This is a genomic window from Xanthomonas floridensis, from assembly GCF_001642575.1.
Classification (GTDB): Bacteria; Pseudomonadota; Gammaproteobacteria; order Xanthomonadales; family Xanthomonadaceae; genus Xanthomonas; species Xanthomonas floridensis.
On record NZ_LXNG01000006.1, the window covers coordinates 55,995 to 76,514 of the forward strand.

18 protein-coding genes and 1 other RNA gene are annotated in these 20,520 nt (G+C 66.8%); 8 read left to right on the plus strand and 11 right to left on the minus strand.

Going from position 1 to position 20,520, the window contains the following annotated elements; genetic code table 11:
- Positions 1 to 126 precede the first annotated feature (126 nt).
- The gene (locus A7D17_RS24780) at positions 127 to 216 is read left to right on the plus strand and encodes a helix-turn-helix domain-containing protein (protein WP_239692137.1); all 90 of its coding nucleotides are present in this window, start codon (positions 127 to 129) and stop codon (positions 214 to 216) included.
- Positions 217 to 515: 299 nt separating this feature from the next.
- On the opposite strand, the gene A7D17_RS04310 is transcribed toward A7D17_RS24780, so the two are convergent.
- The 3 genes from A7D17_RS04310 to egtB are packed head-to-tail and all read right to left on the minus strand — an operon-like array spanning position 516 to position 3,067.
- Positions 516 to 794: a DUF3253 domain-containing protein gene (locus A7D17_RS04310; RefSeq protein WP_275655077.1), complete on the minus strand. Its 279-nt coding sequence runs from the start codon at positions 792 to 794 to the stop codon at positions 516 to 518.
- Positions 795 to 800: 6 nt separating this feature from the next.
- Positions 801 to 1,787, minus strand: coding sequence for an L-histidine N(alpha)-methyltransferase (egtD, locus tag A7D17_RS04315; RefSeq protein WP_064507976.1), 987 nt, complete (start codon positions 1,785 to 1,787; stop codon positions 801 to 803).
- Positions 1,784 to 3,067, minus strand: coding sequence for an ergothioneine biosynthesis protein EgtB (gene egtB, locus A7D17_RS04320; protein ID WP_064507977.1), 1,284 nt, complete (start codon positions 3,065 to 3,067; stop codon positions 1,784 to 1,786). Before egtB ends, egtD begins: the two co-directional genes overlap by 4 nt.
- 71 nt (positions 3,068 to 3,138) lie before the next feature.
- On the opposite strand from egtB, the gene A7D17_RS04325 reads away from it, so the two are divergent.
- Positions 3,139 to 4,323, plus strand: coding sequence for an aminotransferase class V-fold PLP-dependent enzyme (locus A7D17_RS04325; RefSeq protein WP_064507978.1), 1,185 nt, complete (start codon positions 3,139 to 3,141; stop codon positions 4,321 to 4,323).
- Between the two features lie 425 nt (positions 4,324 to 4,748).
- Here the strand turns inward: A7D17_RS04325 and A7D17_RS04330 are convergent, their stop codons facing one another.
- The 4 genes from A7D17_RS04330 to A7D17_RS04345 form a co-directional block, all read right to left on the minus strand.
- Complete coding sequence (locus tag A7D17_RS04330; protein ID WP_064507979.1) at positions 4,749 to 6,221, minus strand: ABC transporter permease/substrate-binding protein; 1,473 nt, start codon at positions 6,219 to 6,221, stop codon at positions 4,749 to 4,751.
- Positions 6,218 to 6,955: an ATP-binding cassette domain-containing protein gene (locus tag A7D17_RS04335; RefSeq protein WP_064507980.1), complete on the minus strand. Its 738-nt coding sequence runs from the start codon at positions 6,953 to 6,955 to the stop codon at positions 6,218 to 6,220. The genes A7D17_RS04330 and A7D17_RS04335 overlap by 4 nt, the downstream gene beginning before the upstream one ends.
- A 48-nt stretch (positions 6,956 to 7,003) precedes the next feature.
- Entirely contained in the window at positions 7,004 to 7,324 is a 321-nt protein-coding gene (locus A7D17_RS04340) for an EF-hand domain-containing protein (protein WP_082861738.1), read from the minus strand.
- 61 nt (positions 7,325 to 7,385) lie between these two features.
- Positions 7,386 to 8,591 (minus strand): DesA family fatty acid desaturase, encoded by a 1,206-nt coding sequence (locus tag A7D17_RS04345; protein ID WP_064507981.1) that lies wholly within the window; start codon positions 8,589 to 8,591, stop codon positions 7,386 to 7,388.
- A gap of 145 nt (positions 8,592 to 8,736) precedes the next feature.
- Between A7D17_RS04345 and A7D17_RS04350 the strand changes: the two genes are divergently transcribed.
- The 4 genes from A7D17_RS04350 to A7D17_RS04365 all read left to right on the plus strand — a co-directional run bounded on the left by A7D17_RS04350 (position 8,737) and on the right by A7D17_RS04365 (position 12,693).
- Positions 8,737 to 9,576, plus strand: a complete 840-nt coding sequence (locus A7D17_RS04350; protein WP_064507982.1) for an ABC transporter ATP-binding protein — start codon at positions 8,737 to 8,739, stop codon at positions 9,574 to 9,576.
- 457 nt (positions 9,577 to 10,033) lie between these two features.
- A non-coding RNA gene (locus tag A7D17_RS04355) (sX9 sRNA) lies at positions 10,034 to 10,105 on the plus strand.
- 45 nt (positions 10,106 to 10,150) lie between these two features.
- Positions 10,151 to 11,161: a TIGR00266 family protein gene (locus tag A7D17_RS04360; RefSeq protein WP_064507983.1), complete on the plus strand. Its 1,011-nt coding sequence runs from the start codon at positions 10,151 to 10,153 to the stop codon at positions 11,159 to 11,161.
- Positions 11,162 to 11,655: 494 nt separating this feature from the next.
- On the plus strand, positions 11,656 to 12,693 hold the full coding sequence (locus A7D17_RS04365; RefSeq protein WP_064507984.1) for a patatin-like phospholipase family protein: 1,038 nt from the start codon (positions 11,656 to 11,658) through the stop codon (positions 12,691 to 12,693).
- Between the two features lie 214 nt (positions 12,694 to 12,907).
- On the opposite strand, the gene A7D17_RS04370 is transcribed toward A7D17_RS04365, so the two are convergent.
- Entirely contained in the window at positions 12,908 to 15,109 is a 2,202-nt protein-coding gene (locus A7D17_RS04370) for a TonB-dependent siderophore receptor (RefSeq protein ID WP_064507985.1), read from the minus strand.
- Positions 15,110 to 15,355: 246 nt separating this feature from the next.
- Positions 15,356 to 15,838, minus strand: coding sequence for an Lrp/AsnC family transcriptional regulator (locus tag A7D17_RS04375; protein ID WP_064507986.1), 483 nt, complete (start codon positions 15,836 to 15,838; stop codon positions 15,356 to 15,358).
- A 129-nt stretch (positions 15,839 to 15,967) separates the two neighbouring features.
- On the opposite strand from A7D17_RS04375, the gene phhA reads away from it, so the two are divergent.
- Both phhA and A7D17_RS04385 read left to right on the plus strand, forming a co-directional pair.
- Positions 15,968 to 16,858 carry a phenylalanine 4-monooxygenase gene (phhA, locus tag A7D17_RS04380; RefSeq protein WP_064507987.1) on the plus strand — a complete coding sequence of 297 codons (891 nt, stop codon included), beginning with the start codon at positions 15,968 to 15,970 and terminating at the stop codon, positions 16,856 to 16,858.
- Between the two features lie 325 nt (positions 16,859 to 17,183).
- Positions 17,184 to 17,828: a DMP19 family protein gene (locus A7D17_RS04385; RefSeq protein ID WP_064507988.1), complete on the plus strand. Its 645-nt coding sequence runs from the start codon at positions 17,184 to 17,186 to the stop codon at positions 17,826 to 17,828.
- A 507-nt stretch (positions 17,829 to 18,335) separates the two neighbouring features.
- On the opposite strand, the gene A7D17_RS04390 is transcribed toward A7D17_RS04385, so the two are convergent.
- Together A7D17_RS04390 and A7D17_RS04395 are read right to left on the minus strand one after the other, a co-directional pair.
- The gene (locus A7D17_RS04390) at positions 18,336 to 19,457 is read right to left on the minus strand and encodes a GDSL-type esterase/lipase family protein (protein ID WP_064507989.1); all 1,122 of its coding nucleotides are present in this window, start codon (positions 19,455 to 19,457) and stop codon (positions 18,336 to 18,338) included.
- 307 nt (positions 19,458 to 19,764) lie between these two features.
- Positions 19,765 to 20,424, minus strand: a complete 660-nt coding sequence (locus tag A7D17_RS04395) for an RpiB/LacA/LacB family sugar-phosphate isomerase (RefSeq protein ID WP_064507990.1) — start codon at positions 20,422 to 20,424, stop codon at positions 19,765 to 19,767.
- Positions 20,425 to 20,520 lie beyond the last annotated feature (96 nt).

A 20,520-nucleotide genomic window follows, 5' to 3' on the forward strand; every position in this document is an offset into this window, starting at 1 on the left:
CCAATCGTCGCGTTAATGTAATCGATCGACGACATTGCACCATGTTGCCGATCGCTTGCATTTCCGCCATGGATACCGTCCGCACCCCCCGATATCGACAACATCGTCCGCGCCAAGCGTAAGCGCTTGGGCTGGGATCAGGCTCGTCTGGCCCACGAAATCGGCGTGAGCCGGCAATGGGTCGTCGATATCGAAAAAAGGCAAGCCGCGCGCTGAGCTGCAGCTGATCCTACGCGCGCTGCTGGGGCTGGGGCTGGGGCTGGAGTTGATGCTGGGCCCGGGCGCTGCTCAGGTTCGGCGTGCCTTGCATGGATGCATGGGGCCGCCAGCGACCTGCCCGACCGAGCGCAGGAACTGCTTACCGAGCTTTCGCGGGAAGGCCTTGCGCACCCGGTCCTGAATGCCTTGGTGGGAGAAATCGCAGGCGCATGCAGCCGTCTGCGCAAGTTGTTGCCGTCGGCTTGATCAGTTCGATACCGCCATACATGGCCGATGGCGTAGCCAATTGACGGGCATCAGTCGAAACGCGGCCCACGCATCAGGCGAATCGGTCCGCGTGCGGTGGCACCGTCCACGGTTCGGCCCTGTTGGGTGATGCGCACCAGGCCCTTGCCTGCGGCATCGGCGGCAACCGCGCGCACCTGCGGCATCAAGGCCCGCCACACCGCCGCGTCATCACTCAGCGCGCGCGCAACCTCCGAAGGACAGATGGAATGCTGCGGCAGCCGCTGTGCAAGCAGCTGCCGCATGACCGCGAATATCTGCGCATCGGCCGGCCGCTGCGCGCTGACCACCCGCGCTTACAGCGGACGCAGCAGACGCAGCCCGAACCAGTCCTTGGCATCGTTCCAGCCATGGGTGACCTTGAGCCCGGCCGCAGCGGCCAGTTCGGCGAAGCGCGCGTCGGTGTACTTGTAGCTGTATTCGACCTGCATCGCTTCGCCTTCGGCGAAGGCAATGTCCTGGCCACCCACCTGCACGCACTGGTCGCGCTGGCTGATCAGGAAGGTCTCGATGCGGCCGCGTTCGCGCGCATACACCGCATGGTGACGGAAGCCGTCGAGATCGAAGTCGCTGCCGATCTCGCGGTTGAGCCGCGCCAGCAGGTTCAAGGTGAACTCGGCGGTGACGCCGGCAGCATCGTTGTAGGCCGCCTCGATCAACCTGGTGTCCTTGTCCAGATCGATGCCGATCAACGCGCAGCCGTCGCTGCCCATGGTCTGGCGCATCGCATCCATCAGCGCGATGGCTGCGGTGTCGGTGAAATTGCCCAGCGTCGAGCCGGGGAAGAACACCAGATGGCGACGCGCCGGGCGCTGCGCATCGGGTAGCCGCAGCGGCTTAGTGAAGTCGGTGCAGACCGGCAGCATCTGGATCTGCGGAAACTGCTGGGCCAGCCGTGCGGTGCTTTCCAGCAGCGCGGTGCGCGAGATTTCCAGCGGCGTATACGCCACCACATCACGCAGGCCCTGCAGCAGCAGCTCGGTCTTGCGGCCACTGCCGCTGCCGTACTCCACCACGTGCACGCCGGCACCGATGGCCTGGGCAATCGAAGCCATGCTGGCTTCCAGCAAGCCTAGTTCGGTGCCGGTGAGGTAATACTCCGGCTGCCGGGTGATGGCCTCGAACAACTGCGAACCGCGCGCGTCGTAGAAATACTTGGATGGCAGTGTCTTGGGCGTCTGCGACAGCCCGGCCAGCGCGTCGGCGGTGATGTCGTCCGGCTGTGGACGCAGGTCGGTCAGCGCGGCATGGGCGCGTTGCATGGCATGGGCGGCAGCGTTCACGGCAGATCCTTGGCAAGGCGCACACCGGCAAACTGCCAGCGCGCGTCGGAGGGGAAAAAGTTGCGGTAACTGGCGCGCATGTGGCTGGCCGGCGTGGCACAGCTGCCGCCGCGGAGCACCCATTGCGCGTTCATGAATTTGCCGTTGTATTCGCCCAGCGACCCTGGCCACGGCGCGAAGCCCGGATACGGCAGATAGGCGCTGCCGGTCCACTCCCAGACATCGCCGAATAACTGCTGTACGCCGGTATCCACCGCCTGCGCGCCGCGCGGTTGCAAGGCATCGCTGTCGACAAAGTTGCCCTGCACCGGCACGCCGGTAGCGGCCAGTTCCCACTCGGCTTCGGTCGGCAGGCGCGCGCCGGCCCAGCGCGCGAAGGCGTCGGCCTCGAACAGGCTCAGATGGCAGACCGGCGCATGCGGATCGCGCGCGCGCCATCCGTCCAGGGTGAACTCGCGCCCTTGCGCATCCCAGTACAGCGGATGCTGCCAGCCCTGCGCCTGCACCATCGACCAGCCGTCGCTGAGCCAGGCGCCGGCATTGCGGTAGCCGCCGTCGTCGATGAACTGCTGGAATTCGGCATTGCTGACCACACGGCTGGCCAGCGCATGCGCACCGACCAGTACCCGGTGACGTGGCGATTCGTTGTCATAGGCGAAGCGCTCGCTGTGCGGCCAGGCGGGCGCGCCGATCTGTGCAATCTGCTCGTCGCGCGCATGCCAGCGCACCGCACTGGCAACGGCCAGCGGCGTTGCAGGCGCCTGGCGATACGCCGGCTGCAACGGGTTGCTCCACAGTGCGTGCTTGATATCGGTCAGCAGCAACTCCTGATGTTGCTGCTCGTGCTGGATGCCCAGTTGCACGATGGTGCAAGCCTGCGCATCCAGCGTGCCCTCGCGCAGACGTTGCTGCATGTGCGTATCCACCGCCGCGCGGTAGTCGTGCACCTGCTGCAGCGACGGTCGCGACAACACGCCGCGACGCGCGCGTGCATGCATCGGGCCGACGCTCTGGTAGTAGCTGTTGAACAGGAAGTCCCAGGCCGGATCGAACACGCGGTAGGCCGGATCGGTCTGCAGCACGAACCGTTCGAAGAACCAGGTGGTATGCGCCAGATGCCATTTGCTGGGGCTGGCATCGGGCATGCTCTGCACCATGGCGTCTTCGGCGCTCAGGGGTGCGGCGAGGCGATCGCTGAGCGCGCGAGTCTGCGCGTAGCGTTCCAACAGGCTGGGCTGCTGGTGCTGGTGGTCGGCCAGCAAGGGTGAGAGTGCAGACATCGCCGTATGCTTGGGCAGCGCCCGTGAACGCGCCGTGTCGGCGCGATGGCAGGTAGCGGTAAGCTGTGAACATGTCATCGTTCTTGTTGTCCAGCCCGCTCCCCGCCCCGCTGGGTTGGGCACAACGCCAGCAGGCATTTGCGCTGCCCGGCGAAGTCGTTTATCTGGACGCCGCTTCGCGCGGACCACTGTTGCGTGCGGTGCATCAGGTGGCGCACCAGGCCGTGGATGCGCTGGCCGCGCCCTGGCAACTGTCTTTCGATGCGTGGCTGCAACAGATCGAACACCTGCGCGCACTTGCGGCTGGCCTGTTCGACCACGACGCCGATGCGTTGGCCTTGCTGCCATCGGCCGCACACGGCCTGGCCACCGCCGCGCGCAACCTGCCGCTGCAACGCGGCGATGCCGTGCTGGTCCTGGAGGGGCAATTTCCGTCCAACCTGCTGATCTGGCAGCGCCGCTGTGCGGAGGTGGGTGGACAGGTGTTGGCAGTTCCCACCAGTCCCGGCACGGTGTTGACCGATGCCGTGTTGCAGGCGATCGCCCAGACCCCGGCGCTGCGTATCGCCAGCCTGCCGCAGGCGTACTGGCTGGATGGGCGGCAACTGGATCTGGACCGCATCAGCGCCGCGCTGCAGGCACGCGGAGTGGCGCTGGTGCTGGACCTGAGCCAGAGCCTGGGCGTGTTGCCCACCGATTTGCCGCGCTGGAAGCCGGAGTTCGTGGTCAGCGTTGGCCACAAGTGGCTGCTGGGGCCGATGGGGCTAGCCTGGCTGTGGGCGGCGCCGCACTGGCGCGCACAGGGTGTGCCGATCGAAGAACACTGGATCGGCCGCGATGCCGGCAGCAGCTGGGAATTTCCGGTTGCGCACGCACCGCACTATCGAAACGGTGCGCGTCGGTTCGATGCCGGTGGGGTGGCCGACCCATTGCGCATTGCCATGGCGACGGCCGCGCTGCAGCAGGTCAGCGCATGGCAGCCGGTGCGCATCGCACAGGCGCTGGGCAGCCTGACCTCGCGGTGGGACGCCGCATTGCACGCACGTGGCCTGGGCGACTGGTGCACGCCTGGACATGCACCGCATCTCACCGCGCTGCAGCCGCCCGCCGCAGCGCTGGATGCGGTGGCAACAACGCTTGGCGCGCTCGGAGTGATCTGCACGCGACGGCACGGGCGCTTGAGGATGGCGCCGCATTTGAATGTCACCGAACACGCGCTGGACCGCGTGATCGCAGCGCTTCCGGTTGAACGCTGAGGCTGAGGGACGCGCCCCGTCACCACTCCGCCCCAGCGCGTTGGAGCGGACCTGGCCGCAACCGGGCATTACCCGAAGGCTTCGCGCTGAGCGAGGGGGACAGGGGCTGCGCCAGGGCCCCTCATCCGCCCTTCGGGCACCTTCTCCCGCAGGCGGGAGAAGGAGGTGACTGACGCTAGTGGAAAAAGACGTGATCGGTGCTGGCGGGAGGAGGAAGTAACTGACGCTGGTGGAAAAAGACGTGATCGGTGCTGGCGGGAGGAAGAAGTGACTGACGCTGGTGGAAAAAGACGTGATGGGTGTTGACGGGAGAAAGAAGTGACTGACTTTCGCGGAAAAAGGAGGTGATCGGTGTTGGCGATGGCCGGGCGGATGCAGCTGCGACAACGCTCGATGATGGCGAGCCCACGCCCGCAGGCTGCGTCTCAGCGCCGCTGGCCGAGTCGCAAACCGCGCGGCGTCACCCAGCGCTCCAGGCCTTCGAATACCGCCTGTACCAACAATGCGAGTAGCGCGGCAGGCACCGCCCCTTCCAGGATCAGGCCGATATCGTCCAGGCGGATACCGGTGAGGATGGGCTGGCCGTAACCGCCTGCACCGATCAGTGCGCCCAGTGTCGCGGTGCCCACGTTGATCACGGCGGCGGTCTGGATGCCGGCCACGATCGTGCGGCGTGCCAGTGGCAGTTCGATGCGCCACAACCGCGTCCATGCCGGCAGGCCGATCGCCTCGGCGGTCTGGCGCAACTCGCGTGGGATCGAGGTCAGCCCGGCATGCGTGTTGCGCACGATCGGCAGCAGGCTATACAGAAACAGCGCCGCAATCGCCGGCTTGGCACCGATGCCGAACAGCGGAATCATGAAGACGAACACCGCCAGTGACGGCAAGGTCTGCAGGACGCCGGTCAGCGCCAGCACCACCTGGCCCAGCCGTGGCCGTCGTGCCGCCAGCACGCCCAATGGCAGGGCGATCAGCAATGCCAATCCCAACGAGCTGCCGACCAGTGCCAGATGCTCGCCGGTGTAACGCCATAAGCGGCCGATGCGCGAGGCGGTGTCCGAGACAGGCTTCACGCCCAGCCATTGCGCGGCCACTGCAGATTCGCTCTTGCGCTCCAGCTTCACCTGCGCATTGAGTTGCTGCATGGCCGCTTCGTCGATGCGTCCCTGCAGGCCTTGCAAGGTCTGCAGCATCTTCGGCGCACGCTGTGCCAGATCCTTGCGGTACAGGAACACGGCCTGGTACTCGGGGAAGTAATGGCGGTCGTCGCGCAGCACCTGCAGTGTGTAATACGGAATCTCCGCATCGGTGCTGTACAGATCGGTGACCTCGATGGCGCCGCTGCGCAGCGCGCGATAGGCCAAATCGTGATCCAGGCCAGTGGCGGCCTGCGGCAGGGCATAGGCGGCGCGCACGCCCGGCCAGCCGTCAGCGCGCTGCATGAATTCGTTGCTCAGCCCGATCTTCAAACCCGGGTGGCGCGCCAGTTCGGACAACGTGGTGATGCCCAACGCCTGCGCGCGCTCGCGCCGCATGCCGAACGCATAGGTGTTCTGAAAGCCGAGCGACTGCGTCATCGCCAGCCCGCGCGCGTCCAGTGCGGCGCGCAGCTCGGCGTGACTGGCCTTGGGCAGCTGCAGCAGTTCCTGCGCCAGGGTGCCGGTGTATTCGGCGTAGGCATCGATCTGACCGGTTTCCAGCGCGCGCCACAGGATGCGCGTGCCGCCGAGCTGGGCGCGATGCTGCACATCCACTCCGTCCCGCTTGCCGGCGGCAGTGGCGATTTCGCCCAGGATCACTGCTTCGGTGAAGTTCTTCGAGCCCACGGTGACCTGCGCAGCGTGTGCGCCCAGGCTGCACAGCAACAGCAGCACCGCCGCCACCACACGCGCGCTCATGCGGCGTCGCCGATGCTGCGCTGGGCAGTGAGAAACCGCTGCACGAACGGGTCGGCCGGGTGCTCAAGCAGCGCGCGCGCACTGCCCTGCTGCACCACGCGGCCGGCGCGCATCAGCACCAGGGTGTCGGCCAGATACGCCGCCTCGGCGACATCGTGGGTGACCAGCACCACGGTCTTGCCGAGCTGGGCAAACAGCGCGCGCATCTGTGACTGCAGGTCGTAGCGCACGATGGGATCCAGCGCGCCCAGCGGTTCGTCCAGCAACAGCGCCGGCGGGTCGAGCATCAACGCGCGGATCAGGCCAACGCGCTGGCGCTGCCCACCCGACAGCTCGGCCGGGTAGCGCGCCAGCAACTCCGGCGGCAGCTGGCACAGCGCGCACAACGTCTCCAGGCGCGCATCGATGCGTTCGCGCGTCCAGCCCAGCGTCTGCGCCAGCAACACCACATTGCTGCGCGCATCCAGATGCGGAAACAGACCGCCCTCCTGGATCACATAGCCGATGCGCTGACGCTGCGCCTGCAGCTGCTCGCGTTGCAGTGGCGTACCGTCGAAGGCGACCGTGCCGCTGTTAGGCCATTCCAGCCCCACCAGCAGGCGCAACACGGTGGACTTGCCGGCGCCGCTGGGCCCGATCACCGCGGTGGTGACGCCGCTGGCGAACGCCAGGCTGACGTTGTCGAGCGCGAGGGACTGGCCGTAGCGCCGGCTGACCTGATCGAGTGTGAACATGCGCTCGAGCTTGCCGAAGGCGACGTCAGCCGAGCGCGAAGGCGCGCATCAACGCGGCGGCGCCAGCAATTCGCTTGCGCTCAGGTAGCCGTCGCCGTTGGCATCCTGGCGCGCGAAGCGTTCGATCAAGGTGGCGCGATGCGCGGCGCGGGTGATCGGCTTGCCGCGCCGGCCGGGCAACTCCTCGCCTTGCAGCACGCCGTCGTGATCGGTATCGCGCTGATCGAAGGCGTAGCTCATCCAGGCCAGATACTCGTCGCGGCTGACCCGGCCATCGCCATCGGTGTCCATGCGCTTGAGATACTCCTGGCTGTCCTGCACCTGGGCATGCGCACCGCCTGCGGCGCATGCCACGCAGAGCACCAGCAGAAGGCGTCCGCTCGATCGGCTCGGCGCACTGACCCACTTGGCCGCCAACGCGCCGCTGCGCTTACGCACCACTCAGCGCATACCCCTTGAGCCGCGCCGCATAGGCCTGCAGCGCGGCATTGCCGCTGGCTTCGGCTTCATGGCACCACTGCTGCAATTGCTTGAGCCGCTCGGAGGCGTCATGACTGCGCGCTTCCAGCACCGCAGTCAGACGCGCGCGATACTCCACCAACGTGCGCATGCGCGGGCGTTGCGCCACCCAGGCCTGCAACTGCGCGCGTGCATCCGGCTTCAGCCAGCGGCCATCGTCGACCAGGCCCTTGCGCAGGCGGCGCGGCAACAATTCGCGCAACTTGGCGCCTGTGGCAGCGGCTTCTTCGCGTAGTGCCGGCTTGAGCACGTTGCGCTGGTAGTCGGTCATGGCCTGGAAGCGATGCGACAGCAAGGCCTTGAGCGTGTCCGCATCGGGCACGGCGATGTTGGGGCGAATATCCAGCGACGGCGCCACCCGCAACACCTTGGCAAGACCCATCGCCTGCAGGCCGACAATGGCGATCCAGCCGATATCCAGCTCCCAACGCCGCATCGAGAAACGTGCCGAACTGGGGAAGGCATGGTGGTTGTTATGCAGTTCTTCGCCACCGATCCACAGCGCCCACGGCGTGAGGTTGGTAGAGGTGTCGGCCGATTCGAAATTGCGATAGCCCCACCAGTGGCCCAGCCCGTTGACCACGCCGGCGGCCCAGAACGGAATCCACGCCATCTGGATCGCCCACAGCGCGATGCCGGGCAACCCGAACAGCACCGTGTTGATCACGCCCAGCGCGATCGGGCCGGCATTGGCATGCGGCGTATACAGATGCCGTTCGATCCAGTCCGACGGCGCGCCCTTGCCGTATTGCTCGATGTCGGCACGCTCGGCACGTGCCTGCCGATACAACTCCACGCCGCGCCAGAACACCTGGCTGATGCCCTTGGTCTGCGGGCTGTGCGGATCTTCGTCGGTTTCGACCTTGGCGTGGTGCTTGCGATGGATCGCCACCCATTCGCGGGTGATCATCGAGGTGGTGAGCCAGGTCCAGAACCGGAAGAAGTGCGCCAGCACCGGGTGGAAATCCACACCGCGGTGCGCCTGGCTGCGATGCAGGTACAAGGTCACTGCAAAGATGGTGAGCTGGGTGAACACCAGCAGCACGGCAAGCATGCCCCAGACACCCAGGCCAGCCACGCCGGACGTCAGGAAGTCGATGATCGGGTCGGGCAGCATCGGCAAGTCCACAGCGGCGGCATCTCGTTGGTTGGTGCAGACATGATGGGGGCGATCGCGGCAAACTTCACCCTTCGCTTGCGTAGGGTGCGCCCTACATTCCTAAAGCGGTTCACACGTTTCCCCCCACGACCCGACGTTGCGTATGACTGTTGCTGTTTCTTCTCCTGCTGCTGCCGATACAAACGCCACCGCGTTGATCGAACTCGACCAGGCGAGTGTGATGCGCGGCCAGGTTCGCGTGCTGCACAGCCTGTCCTTGCGCATCGCGCTGGGGCAGCACACCGCCATCCTCGGACCCAATGGCTGCGGCAAGTCGTCCTTCATCAAGCTCATCACCCGCGAGCTGTATCCGCTGGCGCGCGGCGATGGCCAGGCGTCAGTGAAGGTACTGGGGCAGACGCGCTGGCAGGTGGACCGGTTGCGCTCGCAGCTGGGCATCGTCACCGGCGATCTGAGCGTCAACCTGGCCGACATGCCGGGGCTGGATGTGGAAAGCGCGGTGCTGTCCGGCTTCTTTGCCAGCTACGTGGTGCCGCCGCACCGCGAGATCAGCGACGACATGCGTGCCCGAGCGCGCGAAGCGCTGACCTTGGCGCGCGCCTTGCCGCTGCTGGACCGCCCGTTCGCCGAGTTGTCGGCCGGCGAAACACGCCGCGTGCTGATCGCCCGCGCGTTGGTCAACCGCCCGCAGGCGCTGTTGCTGGACGAGCCCTCCACCGGCCTGGATCTGGTCGCGCGCCAGCACCTGCTCGACACCATGCGCCACCTTGCCCAGCAAGGCATCACGCTAGTGCTGGTGACCCATCACATCGAAGAGATCGTGCCGGAGATTGCGCGGGTGATCCTGCTGCGCGCCGGCAAGGTGGTGGCCGATGGCAGCCGCGACGCGGTGCTGACCGATGCCAGCCTGTCGGCGGTCTTCGATGGCCCGGTGCGGGTCCAGCGCGATGGCGAGCGTTACTGGGCCACGGTCGGCGCGTAAACCGGCCGCACGCGCCTGGACGCGCTGCACCGTGTGCCGCCCGTTGCGGCCGCGATGGCGATGGCCTCGTCGATGCGCAGGCCGTTGGCCAGCGTCAACCGCAGGCGGGCGTCGTCCAGTTCCCGAGCGCCAGATCCGCAGATGCGTCAGGTCCATAAGCCGGCCGCAGCCAGCCGCACGCGCCTGGATGCGCTGCACCGTGTGCCGCCCGTTGCGGCCGCGATGGCGATGGCCTCGTCGATGCGCAGGCCGTTGGCCAGCGTGAACCGCAGGCGGGCATTGTCCAGTTCCCGAGCGCCGGCTCCGCAGATGCGTCGGGTTCAGTGGCGAAGGCGATATGGGTAAGCCGCCTGACCGCTGCGGGAGCGCATGACCCTGGACACGGGACGCAGCTAAGAGCAGCTACCAAACCTACTGTGCTCACCGCCAGGCGGGTGCGGCCGGTGCCCGGTGCGGCATAGACCACTCGTACACTCCAGCTCCCCGCGTCCGCACTCACCTGACGACCGCTCGCCACGTTTTGGTAGCCGCTCTAAGGCTAGACTCCGCACACACACAGACAGGAGTCGTCCCGATGGCCCAGTGGTATTTCCATGTTCCCGGACAGGCCGACCGCATCGGTCCGCTCGACGATGCCAATGCGCGCGCGCACGCCCAGCGCCAACCTGATGCCCTGGCCTGGCGCGACGGACTCGATGGCTGGACCCCGGCCCGGCAACTGGCCGAGCTGCAGAGCGGCGGCAGCGCCCCGCCGCCGCTGACCGGCGCGGCCGGCAATGCCGACGAGATCGATTACCGCATCGTCGGCAATGACATGCAGTTCGTCGAAGTGGAGCTGGATCCCGGCGAAAGCGCGATCGCCGAGGCCGGCGCCCTGATGTACAAGGATTCGGCCGTGCAGATGGACACCGTGTTCGGCGACGGCTCGCATGCCGGCCAGAGCGGCGGCGGCGGCTTGATGGGCAAACTGCTCTCGGCCGGCAAGCGCGTGGTCACCGGCGAAAGCCTGTTCACCACCGTGTTCACCCATGCCGGCAGCGGCAAGGCCAAGGTGGCATTTGCCGCACCCTACCCGGGCACGGTGCTGGCGCTGCGCCTGTCCGAACACGGTGGTCGGCTGATCTGCCAGAAAGACAGCTTCCTGGCCGGCGCCCGCGGGGTGTCGCTGGGCATCGCCTTCCAGAAGAAGATCCTCACCGGCCTGTTCGGTGGCGAGGGCTTCATCATGCAGAAGCTCGAGGGCGACGGCTGGGTATTCGTGCACGCCGGCGGCACCGTGATGGAGCGCGAGCTGGGCCCGGGCGAACGCATCGATGTCGATACCGGCTGCGTGGTTGCCTATCACGCTGGCGTGGACATGGACGTGCGCCGCGTGGCCGGCCTGAAGAGCATGTTCTTCGGTGGCGAAGGCGTGTTCCTGGCCACCCTCACCGGCCCCGGCAAGGTCTGGCTGCAGTCGCTGCCGTTCTCGCGCATGGCCGGCCGCATGCTGCAGGCCGCGCCGCAGGGCGGCGGCCAGCAACGCGGCGAAGGCTCGATGCTGGGCGGTCTGGGGCGGTTGCTGGATGGCGACAACCGGCTCTGACTGGGTGACGCGGCAGCTGGGTGCGCCGGTGATTTTGCAGTTGCACGTTGGTCCAAGCACGCGTGGTGCGGGCCGAGCGGTTGTGCAAGACCCCGGTGTCGTCCTGTCAAAGCCTCTCTCCCCAAGGGGGCGAAAAGGCGGGGCCAGCGCGCCATTGGCGCGCCTGCCTCTGAGCGCCCACGCTGCAAGGCGTGGGCCGGGGCGCGGAGCGAGGGGTTGGGGTGAGCGTACGGGGCGAAGCCTCGCTCGGAATGAGATACACGTGGCTTCGCCCGTACCCTCATCCGGCGCTGCGCGCCCCCTTCTCCCCCATGAAGCGGACAATGTCCCGAGGGGGGAGAAGGGAGGCGGACCAGGTTGTCCGCGCGATGACGGTCGCCTTGCAATGCCTTCAGCCTGTTCCGTTCTGCATCACTTCAACCCACGCAGACCACCGCAGCAGCAGTGATAGTACGCGTGTATTCTCCCTCGCCTTTCCCATCGACGTTTTCGCCATGACCGCGCTCCGCCGCCCCCGCTCGCTTGCCCTGTTATCCATGCTCGGTCTGCTCTCGGCCTGCGGTGGACAGCCGCGCCCGGCAACACCTGCGCCGGTGGTGCAAGCGCCTTCGGCCGCTGCACCCAAGCCGGTGAAGATCGGCATCGCGCTCGGTGGCGGCGCGGCCAAGGGCTTTGCGCATATCGGCGTAATCAAGATGCTGGAGGCCAACGGGTTTGCACCGGTGGTGGTGTCGGGCACCAGCGCCGGCAGCGTGGTCGGCGCGCTGTATGCCAGCGGCATGGATGCGTTCCAGATGCAGGAAAAGGCCGTTGCGCTCGACCAGACCAGCATCCGCGACGTGCGGCTGTTGTCCGGCGGCCTGGTGCAGGGGCAGAAGCTGCAGGACTACGTCAATGCGCAACTCGGCGGCAAGCCGATCGAGAAGTTGCGCAAGCCGTTCGCGGCCGTGTCCACGCGCCTGGAAGACGGCGAACGGATCGTGTTCGTGCGCGGCAATGCCGGCCAGGCAGTACGCGCGTCCAGCAGTATTCCCGGCGTGTTCGAGCCGGTAACCATCGGCAACTATCACTTCGTCGACGGCGGCGTGGTCAGCCCGGTGCCGGTGGATGCGGCACGCCAGCTTGGCGCCGAGTTCGTGGTGGCGGTGGACATTTCCAGCAAGGCCAGCGGCAAGAACCCGGGCGATCTGCTGGGAACGGTGAATCAATCGATCTCGATCATGGGCCAGCGCCTGGGCGAAGCCGAACTCAAGCGCGCCGACGTGGTGATTCGCCCCAAGGTCAGCGATATCGGCTCGGCCGATTTCAACCAGCGCGGCACCGCGATCCTGGAAGGCGAGCGCGCAGCGATGGCGGCGATGCCGCAGATCCGCGCCAAGATCGCGCAGTTGCAGGCCGCACGCAGCAGCGCGGTGCGCAATGCGGCCGAACAGGCGGCCGCCGCAAAACAACAGGCCTACCAGCGTTGCCTGGAACAGCGCACACGCTGGGACAAGCTGCGCGGCAAGGACGAGGACTGCGTGGCGCCGTAACGCGGCTGCAGGTCCGATAAGGGAGCTGGCGACCGGACTGCGCAATGGCGCGGCTGCCGCGCAGCGCTCGTTTGCGTGATCGGTACGGCGTCGCGGCCAGGGCCGCTCCTACACGAGCAGATGCATTTTTTCTGCGTGCACCTGCAACCGCCGCAAACCGCTCCGTGCAGGAGCGGCCCCGGCCGTGCAGCTCCACCGATCTCTCCGCAGGTGCTCAGTACCGCCAGCGCAGCGACATGCTGATGAAGCGCGGTTCGCCGTAGTTCTGGTAGTCCAGGTTTGCCCAATAGGTCTTGTCGAACGCATTGCGCACCGCCAGCGTGGCGGTCCATTGGTCGCTGATGCGGTAGTTGGCATTGAAGTGCACCAGCGCGTACGGATTCTGCACCACGGTGACCGGGAGGGTGGCGCCGCTGCCATCGCCGGTGGGGCGCGCGATATTGAAGCCGCGCACCGCGCTCTGCCAGCTCACGCCGCCACCGATGCTCAGCCGGTCCCACGCGCCTGGCAGGCGCCATTGGGTGGAGAGCTGCAGATAGTCTTCGGGCAGGTTGGCGTAGATTGCATCGGTGGGCGCGCGGGTGACCTTGACGTGGGTATAGCCGGCATTGACGGTCCAGCCGGGCCGTATTTCGCCGTTGAAATCCACTTCCCAGCCGCGGCTCTTGGTGCCGTCCACGCCGAGATAGGCCGAGGTGCCATCCGGCAGCGAGGCTTCCGGCTGGGTCATGTCGCGCATTGCGTAATTGTCCTGCTTGGCCTCGAACACCGCCGCGGTGGCCATCGCGCGACCACCGGGCAACTGCGCCTTGATGCCGGCCTCCAGGTTGGAGCCTTCCACCGGCGCGAGCAGGTTGTTGTCCTTGTCGCGGTAGTTCTGCGGGTTGAAGATTTCGGTGTAGCTGGCATACACCGATACATCCGGCACGATGTCGTAGACCAGGCCCACGTACGGGGTGACTTCATCGCTCACTTCGTAGCGGCCGCTGGTGCCGGTGTAGGCACCGGCCGCGTTGAAGGCCTGGGTGCGGGTCTCCCACGAGCTCAGGCGGGCGCCGGCGATCAACGACAGCGGATCGGCCAGGCGCAGGCGCGTGGAGGCATACACGCCGCGCTGGGTGGTGCGCGCCTCATTGCGCCGGCCGGTGCGTGCGTAGGTGACTTCGGAAATGTCGCCATCCCAGTTGCGGATGTTCGGGATGAAATAGCAGCGCTCGCGCACGCCGGTGGGGCTGACGCAGGTGGCCCAGTCGGCGGGATAGGTCTGTGCAGTGGGATAGGCGGTGGACTGCAGGTCCTGCCAACTGCCGCCGATGACCACGTCGTGCTGGCGGCCGAACAGCGAGAAGCCACCGGATAGATACACGTCCACGCCGTCGCGGGCATCTTCGGTTTCGCCGGCCGCGGTGCGCAGGAATACGCCGCTGCCATCGGCCGCCGGATAACCGGTGCCGTAGACGCGCATGTTCTGCACCTGGCCCTTGGTGTGCGCGTAGTTGACGCGCAGCAACCAGTCCTCGCCGAAGCGTTGTTCGAGGTTGGCGAACGCGGTGCTGGTCTCGCGCTGCCAGCGCGTCCAGGCCGGCGCCATGTTGGTGGAACGCGCCAGGTTGGCAAATGTGCCGTCGGCGGCGAAGAACGGCACCGTGCCCCAGGTCGACCCGACCGGGGTGTTGTCCTGGCGCTGGTAGCCGACGGTGAGCGTGGTGCTGTCGGTCAGGTCGCCTTCCAGTACCGCCATGCCGGACATTTTGCTGTCGTGGTAGCGGTCGTAGTAGTAATCGCGGTCCTGCCAGGCGGCCACAACGCGGCTACGAAAACGCCCGTCGCTGGTCAGCGGCGCATTGACATCGGCCTGCATGCGGCGGAAATCCCAGGTGCCGGCACTCACTGCGAACGAGGCATCGAACTCCTTGCCGGGGCGCTTGCGCAGCAGGTTCACCGTGGCCGAGGGAATGCCCGCACCGGTCAGCAGGCCATTGGCGCCGCGGATCACTTCGATGCGGTCATAGAAGACCGTGTCGTATTCCTGGTTGGTGGCGCCGCTGTAGGTGGGCAGGCCGTCGACCTGGAAGTCGGTGATCTGGAACCCGCGCGCGAAATACAGCGGGCGCTGGGTGTCGTAGAACGAGACGTTGACGCCAGTGACGTTGCGCATCACATCGTCGATGCTGAACAGCGATTGTTCTTCCAGGCGCTGCAGGCCGATCACGCTCACCGACTGCGGGGTTTCCTGCAGGGTCAGCGGCAGCCGCGTGGTGGTGGCCGGCTGCGCGCGGCTCACCGTCCCGTTGACGTTGACCTGGTCCAGGGTGGTGGCGTCGGCCAGGTCGGCGGCGTGGACGGCGGGCGCCAGGGTCAGGGCGCACAGCAGTGCGACAGACAGCGGGGTCGGTGCAGGGGTGATTGCAGGCATCGGTTTCTCGTCGAACGGGCGCGCACGCCAGGCGTGGGCGACACAAGGGGTCGGGTCGGCGTCGTGCTCAGGCGATGGACTGGCTGGCCTGGCAAGGCTGGCGGATCGACGAGAAGGACGTGGCCGGAGCGGCCAGACGTTACGCAAATGTAAATCGTTATCGTTTGCGAGGCAAGGCATGCGTGGCTCGCCCGTGTCGGCTGGCCGCCATTTCCACACTTGGAAGCGCCCTGCTGACGGCTGCCCTCACGCCAGATGCGACAGCGGCAGGCCTTCAGGCGCCTTGACCGTGCGCAGCACGAAGCTGGAATTGACGTCGGACACGCCGGTGGCGTTGAGCAGGCGGTCGAGCAGGAAGCGCGAGAAGTGCTCCAGGTCGCGTACCTGCACCTGCAACAGGTAGTCCATGTCGCCGGTCAGTGCCCAGCACGCCACTACTTCATCCCAGCCACGCACGCCATCGGCGAACAACTCGATGTCGGCCTGGCCGTGCTGTTCCAGCTGTACCCGCACGAAGGCCTGCAGCCCCAGCCCCAGCGCACGCGCGTCCAGCCGCGCGCCATAGCCGGCGATGATGCCGGCCGCCTCCAGCCGCTGGGTGCGGCGCAGGCAGGCCGAGGCGGAAAGATTCACCTGCACGGCGAGTTCGGCGTTGCTGCTGCGCCCCTGCGTCTGCAACAGGGCGAGCAACCGCAGATCGGTGCGGTCCAGGGCGATGGGTTGATCCATATGTTGCGCAGCAGCAGACTAAGACGCACGAATCTTGCGCGCTAGTTGGCTTGTTGCGCAAGATTCGCAATCCTGTTGCGCAGCGATCCGGCTAAGGTGACCTCCTGCCGCCACGGACCTCCTGCCCACATGAATACCGCCCCGCGCCGCGTCGAAAACCAGCTCACTGACAAGGGCTATGTGCCGGTCTACACCACGGCGGTAGTCAGCCAGCCGTGGGACGGCTACAGCGCCGACGACCACGCCACCTGGGGCACCTTGTACCGGCGCCAGCGCGAGTTGCTGGTCGGCCGCGCCTGCGATGAATTCCTGCAGGCGCAGGACGCCATGGGCATGGACGACACGCAGATCCCCCGCTTCGACGCACTCAACGCGGTGCTGCAGGCGGCCACCGGCTGGACCCTGGTGGGCGTGGAAGGTCTGCTGCCGGAGCTGGACTTCTTCGATCACCTGGCCAACCAGCGTTTCCCGGTGACCTGGTGGATCCGCCGCCCGGACCAGATCGACTACATCGCCGAACCGGACCTGTTCCACGACCTGTTCGGGCATGTGCCGCTGCTGATGAACCCGGTGTTTGCCGACTTCATGCAGGCCTACGGCCGCGGTGGGGTCAAGGCGCACGGCATCGGTGCGGATGCGCTGCAGAACCTGACGCGCTTGTACTGGTACACGGTGGAGTTCGGCCTGATCAACACCGCGCAGGGGTTGCGCATCTATGGCGCAGGCATCGTGTCGTCCAAGGGCGAATCGCTGTATTCGCTGGAATCGGACGCGCCCAACCGCATCGGGTTCGACCTGCAGCGCATCATGCGCACGCGCTACCGCATCGACACCTACCAGAAAACCTATTTCGTCATCGACAGCTTCGCGCAATTGATGGACGCCACCAGCCCGGACTTCACGCCCATCTATGCCGCGCTTGCGCAGCAGGCGCAGCTGCCTGCCGGCGATGTGCTGGACAGCGATCGGGTGTTCCAGCGCGGCAGCGGCGAAGGCTGGAGCCGCGACGGCGACGTGTGAGGGCATGAGGCGCCACTGGTGTCTGGCGCGGCGGCACACACTACTGGAGCTCGCGCGCCCGCAGTTGTCGGGCAAGCTGTCGCCAGCCAGGCGCATGACACCCTGCCGGCAGCATCGCCCGCGCGTTGAGGATTGCGCTCCCGGGGCAGGTCTCGGCGCTTGCGCGTTGCGGACGCCGTGCGCGGTGAGACATGCAGATTCGATCGTTTGCAGACACCGGCCCTGCCGTGTTCCAGGGGAAACTGGGCAGCGCGTGCAGGCGCAGCGGCTCGACAGCATCGCCACTGCGCACTAAGGTCGGGGTTCCCCACATCGCCTTCGCTCAATGGACCTGACGCATCTGCGGATCCGGCGCTTGGAGCTGGACGACACCCGCCTGCTGTTCACCCTGGCCAATGGCATGCGCATCGATGAGCCCATCCAGGCCCACCGCCTCTTGCAGCGGGCCGCGCCGCCCCAGCGGGCGCAATGGCAACTGACCGACGATAGCTTCGGCGTGAACTGGCCGGCGATCGCACCGCCCACGGCCGACGGCCTGCTCAACATGCCCGAGTTGCTGTGGCGCCGCCGCGCCGCGCGCGCCCAGGCCAGGCTCACCGCGCAGCGCGGACGCATGGATGCGCTGTCGCCCGGCGAGCGCGAACTCATCGCACTGGCACGGCTGGATGCGGACATGAGCGAGAGCGGCTACGCCCGCTATTTCGACCGCTGGGACGCCACCACCCGCAGCGATGCGTTGCGCGGCCTGGCGGCCATGGGCGCGGCGCAGACGCGGCAGGCCATCGAGGGCCTGGGCGCGGTGTTCGAACGCCTGGAAGAAGACCCGGACCTGCTCAGCATCGAAGACATCCTCGACGCGATGAACGAGGCCGACCGCCAGCGCGTGCAAGGCTGGGAAGAGGTGTATTACCGCTGCCTTGGCGACCTGGCGCGGCTGGGATTGGCGCACTACGGGGTGGACAAGGCTTGAGCGGCGCAGGCGCTGCGGGCAACCCAGCGTGCTTGCTCGCGTGCCTGGATCATCCGGGACAGCTTGCGCAGCGTAGGCAGACAGCGCATGACGCTGCTGGTGCAAGCGCCGGCGTGATCGCACAGACACCCGCTCCGCTTGCATGCCAACTGCCGGAAGGCACGTTCCTTGGCAGCGGCGGATACGTCGTACGCGAGGCATCGGCGGTGCGCAGCGCCACGCATTCCAACCAGCAGCGTCGTACGCATCACGCATCCTGCACGACGAACATGCTGAAGGCAGACAGCGCATGACGCCCCTGGTGCAAGCGCCACGTGTGATCGCACGCAGCCATCCGCTTCGCTGCACCAACAGTGGGTACGCTCGATGGCGGCGATGGCGGTGATGGCGGTGATGGCGGCGGCGGATACGGCCGAAGGCAAAGCATCGGCAGTGCGCAACGCCATGCACACCAACCGGCAGCGTCGTGCGCATCACGCATCCTGCGCGACCAACACCGTGCAGGGCTCAGCCCGCTGGCTTGAGCGTGTATGCCAGCAGCACGATCAGGTCCTCGTCGCCGGTCTGCTGCAGCGCATGCGTGCTTCCCGGCCGCGTGAGCAACGCATCGCCGGCAGCGACTTCGTATTGCTTGCCATCCAGCGCATACAGGCCACGGCCGCTGACGATGTAGTAGATCTCGTCCTTGTCGTGCAGGTGCAGGCCGATGCCGGCGCCCTTGTGCAGTACGCGCTTGCGCAGGACGAACTTCAGCCCGGGGGCATCGGCGAAGAACGGATACGCCGTGGTGGAGCCGGCACCGCCGTGCGGGCCCGGTTGTTCGCGGGCGAGGTCGCGCTCGTGCACCACTAACGAAGGATGTGCCTGTGCGGCGCGTTGCGCGGCAGTGTCGGCCGCGGCACCGCAATCGGCATCGCGGCGCAACTGCGGTTTGAGTGCTGGTTGCAACTGCACCCATCCATGCACCACCAGGCAGGCGACGGCGGTGGCGCCGGCGCGGCTGAAGTGAGTGCCATCGGCAAGGTTCTTTTCGGGCACGAACAGGAAATACGGTGCGGCGGCCTGCTCGCCGAGCGCGCGGATCCAGTCGCTGGAGCTCGCATTGAGATCGATCAGGCCCACGTGTTCTTCGGCAGCCAGTTGCTGCATGGCCAGGGTGTAGCGGCCGTGCGTATCGAGCAGCGCCCCGAAGTCGTAGAGCAGGCGTGCGGCCGGAGTGATCAGGATCGGGGTGGCGCCGGTGGCGCGCGCAGCGGCAATAAAGCGGCGCAGGAACTGCACATAGTCGGTGTTCGGATCGGTGTAGCGGCTGGGATCTTCGCGCTTGGCGTCGTTGTGGCCGAACTGGATCAGCAGGATGTCGCCGCGTTGCAGTTGCTTGGCGATGGCATCCAGTCGCCCTTCGGCGATGAAGCTGCGGGTGCTGCGGCCGCCCTTGGCATGGTTGTGCACCTGCCACTGCCCAGGGTCGAACCAGCCTTGCAGCATCTGTCCCCAGCCGGCCTGTGGCGCGCGCTCGGCGCCATACTCGGCAGCGGTGGAATCGCCGGCGATGAAGATGCGTTGGGGCGCCGCGTGGGCGAGGTTTGCGAAGAGCAGTAGCAACGATGCGAAGAGCAGCAGACGCATGGTGGGCTCCGGGGAAATGCTGAGTACATGACGCCGTTCCTCCTCCCATCGGGACCTTGGGTCCCCTTCATGGGGCGAAGGTGCCCGGAGGGCGGATCAGGGTGCGACTGCAGTGGACCTAGTGGACAGTGCTGCCGTTGTCCAAGCCTTCTCCGATTGGAGTGCTGTCTGCCGCCGTACCCTCACCCCAACCCCGCTCCGCACCCCTGCCCGCGCTAGCAGCGCGGGCGCTCCAAGGTACGCGCGCCAATGGCGCGCAAGCGGTCCCTTCTCGCCCCGGAGGGAGAGGGGCGTTAGCGAGTAGCGATTACGCGGCAGCAGCGGCTTCGGGCTTGCCCAGTACACCGGCGACGAAGGCGCGGATCTCGGCGTCCTGGGCATTGTCGAAGAAGCACTGCTGGAAGCGCTCGCCGCCGATGGCCTGCTTGATCAGTTCCGGATCGATGGCGCGCAGGCCGTCCAGGTACGACTTGGCGGTGGCCTGCTTGACCTGGGTCAGGATGCCGGCATTGGCGGCCTGCGATTCGCGACGCTCGGCCGGGTAGCCCAGGCCACGCTCGCCGCTGAAGGCCTTTTCGAAGATGTAACGCACGTTGATTTCCGCGCCCCAGCCGTAGCCCTTGGCAAATGCCAGCGACAGCGCGTTACCGTTGTTGACCTGGGCGAACAGGTAGGCGTCGGTCGGCTCGATGCAGTAGCCGCAGAACACGCCCGGATGCGCGTTGAGCGACATCATGGCGCCCTGGCCGGTGCCGCAGCCGGCAACCACGAAGTCCACCGCCTTGGAGTTCAGCAGCAGGCTGGCGACGATGCCCAGGTGGATGTAGGTCAGGCGGTGGTCGTTGTCGCCGTCCATGCCGACATTGAACACGTGATGGCCCTGCTCGCTGGCGACGTCATTGAGCTGCTGCAGGATCACCGGGTTCTTGGCGGCCTGGCTAAACTCGTTCATGAGTGCAATTTTCATGGGAATGCTCCGATTGGGTTGGGGAAGAGTGGTTCGGAAAAAGATGGAGGCGATGGTGCTGCCGCGAGGCAGTTTCGGTTGCGCTGCTGTCCGGGG